Annotated in this window: 5 protein-coding genes; 3 read left to right on the forward strand and 2 right to left on the reverse strand. The window is 61.4% G+C overall.

Annotated features, from left to right (window positions below):
* Positions 1-57: 57 nt before the first annotated feature.
* Positions 58-2,169 carry a TonB-dependent siderophore receptor gene (locus tag QRN36_RS04805; protein WP_285423028.1) on the reverse strand — a complete coding sequence of 704 codons (2,112 nt, stop codon included), beginning with the start codon at positions 2,167-2,169 and terminating at the stop codon, positions 58-60.
* Between the two features lie 333 nt (positions 2,170-2,502).
* Between QRN36_RS04805 and QRN36_RS04810 the strand changes: the two genes are divergently transcribed.
* From QRN36_RS04810 to QRN36_RS04820, 3 genes are read left to right on the forward strand one after another with little or no spacing between them, the layout of a single operon-like run.
* Entirely contained in the window at positions 2,503-3,852 is a 1,350-nt protein-coding gene (locus QRN36_RS04810; RefSeq protein ID WP_285423029.1) for an MFS transporter, read from the forward strand.
* On the forward strand, positions 3,845-4,804 hold the full coding sequence (locus tag QRN36_RS04815) for an amidohydrolase (RefSeq protein ID WP_285423030.1): 960 nt from the start codon (positions 3,845-3,847) through the stop codon (positions 4,802-4,804). Before QRN36_RS04810 ends, QRN36_RS04815 begins: the two co-directional genes overlap by 8 nt.
* A complete protein-coding gene (locus tag QRN36_RS04820) occupies positions 4,801-5,805 on the forward strand; it encodes a 4-hydroxythreonine-4-phosphate dehydrogenase PdxA (RefSeq protein WP_285423031.1) in 1,005 nt (334 codons plus the stop codon). Before QRN36_RS04815 ends, QRN36_RS04820 begins: the two co-directional genes overlap by 4 nt.
* Before the next feature lie 112 nt (positions 5,806-5,917).
* On the opposite strand, the gene QRN36_RS04825 is transcribed toward QRN36_RS04820, so the two are convergent.
* A partial coding sequence (locus tag QRN36_RS04825; protein WP_285423032.1) for a hypothetical protein occupies positions 5,918-6,246 on the reverse strand: 329 nt, incomplete at its 5' end.

Consider the following 6,246-nt stretch of genomic DNA (forward strand, 5'->3'; position numbering starts at 1 on the left):
GAACCTTTGCCCTTTGCAGCGGCTCGGGTCAGCCTGCTGCGAAGGCATCGGACACGGTCAATACTTCCAGGTCACCGAGGCTGTCAGGTTGCGCGGTGCGCCGTAGCTTGCGGTCTGGGCGTTGTTGTACAGCGACAGCAGGTATTTGCGGTCGGTGACGTTGTTGAGGTTCAGCGACGTGCTCCAGTTGCTGTCGATGTCGTAGCTGCTCATCAAGTCGACCAGGCCGTAGGCATTCTGCTTGATGGCGCTGTTGTCGTCGTTTTCGACCGCAGTCTGCCAACTGACCCGCGCACCGACTTTCATCTGCGGGATGCCAGGCAGACGGTAGGTCGCCATGCCGCGGAAGCTGTGGGTCGGCACGTATTTGCGCGCCTTCTCGCCGTCGTCATTGTCGATGCGCACGTAGGTGTAGCCGGCGAGCACGTCGAGGCCATCGATGACTTCGCCGGACGCTTGCAACTCGACGCCGTGGCTCTTGAAGTCGTCCGGGGAATAGGCTTGTCGGCCATCGATGACGCCAGCATCCACGGCAACGTTCTGTTGCTCGGTCTTGAACAGCGCGGCGGTCACGTTCAGGCGTTCATCCATCACGCTGCCCTTGACGCCAACCTCCATGCTCTTGCCTTCCAGCGGGTCAAGCAGCTTGCCGGAGGCGTCCATATAGTTGTATTGCGGGTTGTAGATCTTGGTCCAACTGCCGTAGACGCTCCACTCATTGCTCAGGTCATAGACCAGGCCGGTGTATGGCGTGACTTTGCCGTGCTCGCGGGTGTAGTGCTCGGTGCCATAGCTGTTGCCGCTGCCGTCGGCGCTGAGCATGCGCGCACCGGCGATCCAGTGCAGATCGTCGGTCAGGCTGAAACGCGCCCCGGCAAACACGCTTTTTTGCGTGTCCTGAAAATTCTGCGACAAGCCTTCGCTGGTAACGGCGAAGTTCGGCATGGGCGTGTTGCCTGCCAGGACGTCCGGGAACGAAGTCGTCAAGGCGCTGCCGCCGGTCAGGTTCTCGTCGTACTCATGGGCTTTCTGATGAGTACGGCCATAGGCGGCGCCGAAGGTCAGTTGGTGTTCGCGCCCAAACAGGCTGAAAGGACCTTGTACCCTGGCCTCGCCCAGCAACTGGTGAGCTTCGCTGCTGGTGTGGTTGGCGTAGGCCTCCGCGACGTCACCGGCGACGGAGTCAACGTACAGCATGTTGGTGTTCTGCTTTTCCTGCACGCCGGTCGCCGTGACCGTCGCATTCCAGTCGTTGCCGAAGTCGTGCTTGAGCTCGATGAAGGTGCGAGTGGTGTGCAGGTTCCAATACGTCCACGGCTGGCCGATGCTGCTGCTGCGGCTGCTGTAATGAATGGCGTTGCCGGCGCCGTCGACCAGAGGCAGGTTGCCCCACGTGCTGCCGTTGGAATCGCTGTTGTGCTGGGAAAAGCCCACGGTCACGGTGTCGGCGTCCGACACATCGAAAGCAAGCAGGCCGGCGGCCACGTTGCGCTCGTGACTGTAGCGGTCCATCCACGAGTTACCTTTGTCATGGGAGTAGATGAAACGGCCGCGCACGTTGCCGGTGTCGGTCAGCGGGCCGGCGACGTCGACGTCGATGCGACGGTTGTCCCAGGAACCGATGCTGGTCTGGATCTGAGCCTGGAAATCCTTGGTCGGACGCTTGCGCACGAAGTTGACGGTGGCGGACGGGTTGCCCGCGCCGCTCATCAGACCGTTGGCGCCATGCAGTACGTCAATCTGTTCGTACTCGGCCAGATCCTGTTCGCCCACCAAAACCGTGCCCACGAACGGCATGCCCATGCCGTCGTATTCGAACGTATTGATGTCGAAGCCGCGTGAAGTGAATTCGGTGCGGTCGGTCTCGGTTTGCTCGACGGTCACAGAAGGCGCCGAGCGCAGGGCGTCCTTCACACCATTGATCTTGAAATCGTCCAGCGCCTGGCGGGTGATGGTGGTCACTGCCTGTGGCGTCTGCTTGTCGGTCAGGCCCAGTTTGGTGGTGCTCGACGACGCCTTGCCTTCATACCCCACGCTCACGCCATCGTCGGTGTCGCTGCTGCTCTCGATCTGGGTGGCAGGCAAGGTAAGGTCGTCGGCTGCATGCGCGACGGGCAGAGCGCTGCACGCGCCAACCAGGAGAAGACTGACGGGGAAATGACGTTTCAAGGCGGAATTCCTACGCGGGACGAAACTGCTACAAGATGTGTGTTTGCTAATCTAAATGCGAATCTAACTCAAACATGTATATGTTTTCGACATTTTTTTCACATTTCATCACATCTGATGGCTGGAGGCTGATGCCGAGGGCTCGGCTCGCTTCAACTCTTTCGTGAAGAGCAGGGCGATTACCGGATCAACCGGCTCCTATACCTTGCAGCTATCACCCTATCTCCACTTTTGATTAGACGGTTATCGCTGCAACTCTGATAGTTGTGCTCACCAACGGCGGTCTCGCAGCGGATCGCCAACAATAAAAACAACAAGATCGAGGAACGCCCCATGGCTCGCAGCAGCGCCGACGTGCACCTGTCCGCGACAGGTGAACCGTATGCCCCTCCCGTTTCCAGTGTTGCCAGCGTGGCCAAGGCCAGTACCGTGCGGTGGCGCATCTTCGCAATCATCTTCGTGCTGACGATGGTCAATCTGATCGACCGCGTTTCGCTGTCCATCGCGATGCCGACGATCGCCAAGGAATTCACCCTGTCGCCCGCAATGCAGGGGCTGATCCTGAGCAGCTTCTTCTGGGCGTACGCGCTGTTGCAGATTCCCGGAGGCTGGATGATCGATCGCTTCGGGCCGCGCCGCGTGATCACTTGGTCAACCGGGTTGTGGGGCACGTTTCAGGTGCTGGCCGGCTTTGCAACCGGCGGTGCGTCGCTGTTGTTTGCTCGGATGTTTCTCGGCGCGGCAGAGGCGCCACTGTTCCCCTCCGGCGGCAAGTTGATTTCACTGTGGCTGGCCCCGAGCGAGCGCAGCCGCGGCGCGGTGATGATGGACAGCGGCAGCCCGCTGGGTGTCGCGCTGGGCGGCTTGATCATCGCCTACCTGATCGTCGTGCTGGACTCGTGGCGTTCGGCGTTCGTGATTGCCGGCGTCGCCACGTTGCTGCTTGGCTGGGTGTCGTGGCGGTACCTGCGGGACGATCCCTCGGTGCATCCACAGGTCAACGAAGCCGAGCTTGAGAAGATCAACGCCGGTCGCGAAACCCCGGCCGCCGAAGCCGCGCGAGCAAAAGTCAAAGGCCTGGGCATCGCGGCGCGGTCACTGACGGGTCTGCTGATTGGCCGCTCGACCTGGGCGATGGTGTATTTCGGACTGCTGACCTGGGGACCGAGCTATCTGGCGCAGGCGCGCGGATTTGATATCAAGGGCATCGGTTTCGCGACATTCGTGATTTTCATCTGCGGTTCGCTTGGTTCGCTGACGGGCGGTTTCCTGTGCGACGGTCTGATCCGCAAGGGCGTGCGGCGCGGCGTTGCGGTCAAGGGGCTGCTGACGTTTTCCGGTGTCATAGCGCTCGGCGCGCTGCTCCTGTTGCCTCAGTTGAGCGACCCCATTGCCGCCGTCGCCTTGCTCGCGATGACCGCGTTCTTCCTGATGTGGGGCAGCCTGTACTGGAGCTTCCCGGCCTTGCTCGCCGCGCCGGCGCGGGTCGGTCTGATCGGTGGTGTGATGAATCTGGCAGGCAGTATCGGCGGGATCTTCGTGCCGATTCTGGTGGGCCTGATCCTGCAGTTTTTCGGTGGCTTCGGCGCGGTGTTGGCGTTCTTCGCCATCTGCGCGGCGCTGTTTGTACTCGCCACGCTGCTCATCGGTCTGGACGGCCAGCGTGAGGTGAACAATGGCTGATGCGCTTTACGCCGGGCCGATCATCGATGCCCACCACCATTTCTGGGACCCGCAGACCAACTACCATCCCTGGCTTGCGGAGGGCGCGAACATCCCGTTTCGGTATGGCGATTACTCATCGATCAAACGACGGTATCTGCCGCCCGAATACTTCGCCGACGCCGCCACGCATCAGGTGGTCCAGACGGTCTACGTCGAAACTGAGTGGGACCCCGAGGACCCCATCGGCGAAACGCGCTTCATCGAGCAGATCGCCAGGCGGTACGGCGTGCCCAACGCGGTGGTGGCGCAAGCATGGCTCGATCATCCGGATGCGATTGCATTGCTCGCCGAGCAAGCTTCGTACCCCAGCGTTCGCAGCGTTCGGCACAAGCCGGGCGGGCCGACAGCGCCTGAACAGGTGGGCGCACAGCGCACCTTGATGAGCGACGAACACTGGCGGCGCAGTTACGCCGCGCTGCATGAGTTGGGACTGCGTTTCGACCTGCAGACGCCTTGGTGGAATTTGCCGGAAGCCGAACGGCTGGCTCGAGATTTTCCTGCGACCACGTTGATTCTCAATCACGCCGGATTGCCGTCCGACCGCAGTGACGAAGGTCTTGCAGGTTGGCACAGCGCGATGGCCAGGCTGGCCGAACGACCGAATGTGGTGGTGAAGATTTCCGGGCTCGGGCAGCCCGGCAGACCCTGGCGTGCGCAGGACAACGCCTGGATCGTACGCGAGATCGTCGCCATGTTCGGCGCCGATCGCGCGATGTTTGCCAGCAACTTTCCGGTCGACAGCCTGTGCGGCACGTTCGACGACATCTATGGCGGTTTCAAGTACATCGTTCGTGATCTGCCGGCGGCCGATCAGGAGCGTCTTTTCTACAGCAATGCGCAGCGTATCTACCGCTGTGAACCTGCCGTCGTTGAACGCGCGGAGCAGGAACAGATGAGGAGTCAGGCATGAACAAAACCCGAATCGCGATGGTACTGGGCGACCCTGCAGGCATTGGTCCGGAACTGATTGCCCGTCTGCTCAGCGATGAAAAAGTCCGCAGTCAGGCGCAGGTGCTGTTGATCGCTGACGAGGCAGAAATGCGTCGCGGCATGGACATCGCCGGGCTGTCGTTTCCGTATCGGCAGATCGACACCCTCGACACGCTGGACTTCAAAGACGACACGCCATTGTTCTATGACTTTCGCGGCGACACCGTCGGCGACTTCCCGCGCAGCGAAGCGAGCGCCATCGGTGGCCGTTACTGCCTCGACACCCTGAAAATTGCGCTGGAACTGACGGCCGCGAAAACCACTAACGCCGTGCTGTTCGGGCCGTTGAACAAGACGTCGCTGCACATGGCCGGGATGAACCATAACGACGAACTTCACTGGTTTGCGGAGTTGCTGGGCTTCACCGGTCCGTTCTGCGAATTCAACGTGATGGACAATTTGTGGACCTCTCGGGTGACTTCCCATGTGGCGTTGTCGGCGGTGCCGGGGATGTTGACGCAGGAGCGGGTGATCGAGGCGATCCGGCTGATCGACACGGCGCTCAAGCGCAACGGGCTGCAGGCGCCGCGTATCGGTGTCTGCGGGCTGAACCCGCACAACGGCGACAACGGCTCGTTCGGGCGCGAGGAAATCGACATCATCGGGCCTGCAGTCAAGACCGCGCAGGCGCAGGGCATGAACGCCGACGGGCCGTATCCGGGGGACACGATTTTCCTGAAAGTGCAGGGCGATGCCAACGCTTTCGACGCGGTGGTGACGATGTATCACGACCAGGGCCAGATCGCGATCAAGCTGATGGGGTTCTCCCGTGGGGTGACGGTCCAGGGCGGGTTGCCGATCCCCATCACGACACCGGCGCACGGAACGGCTTTTGATATCGCCGGGCAAGGCAAAGCGAATGTCGGGGCGATTCGCCAGGCGTTCGAAATCGCCTGCCGGATGGGGCAGAGCAACGTTTGACCGATTGACCCTTTCGAGACACCACCTTTTGGCCGCGGGGCGTTCAACAGACGCTTCGCGGCTTTTTTGCGTGTGTTGGACTTGGGATTTCTCGTGGACCCTCTGTTCAAGGTCAACCCGTCAGCAGCGACTGGGAGTCAGCCTTCGCGAGCAAGCTCGCTCCCACGGGTTCTGCGCTTGACACAGGTTCTGGCAACGCCACAAATCCCTTGTAGGAGCGTGGCTTGCCCCGCGATCTGGCGCGCAGCGGCAGCAGCATCGGATGACGCGATTCACCAGGCAGACCGCATGCGTAGGTTTTACGACGACTGCGTCGCCGCTCGCGGGACAAGCCACGCTCCCACAGGTGGTGCCTCAAGTCTTCGCGAGCAAGCTCTCCCCCACGGGTTCTGCGCTCGACACAAAACCCGGCAACGCCACAAATCCCTTGTAGGAGCGTGG

The sequence above is a fragment of the Pseudomonas sp. efr-133-TYG-103a genome (assembly GCF_030209235.1).
Classification (GTDB): Bacteria; Pseudomonadota; Gammaproteobacteria; order Pseudomonadales; family Pseudomonadaceae; genus Aquipseudomonas.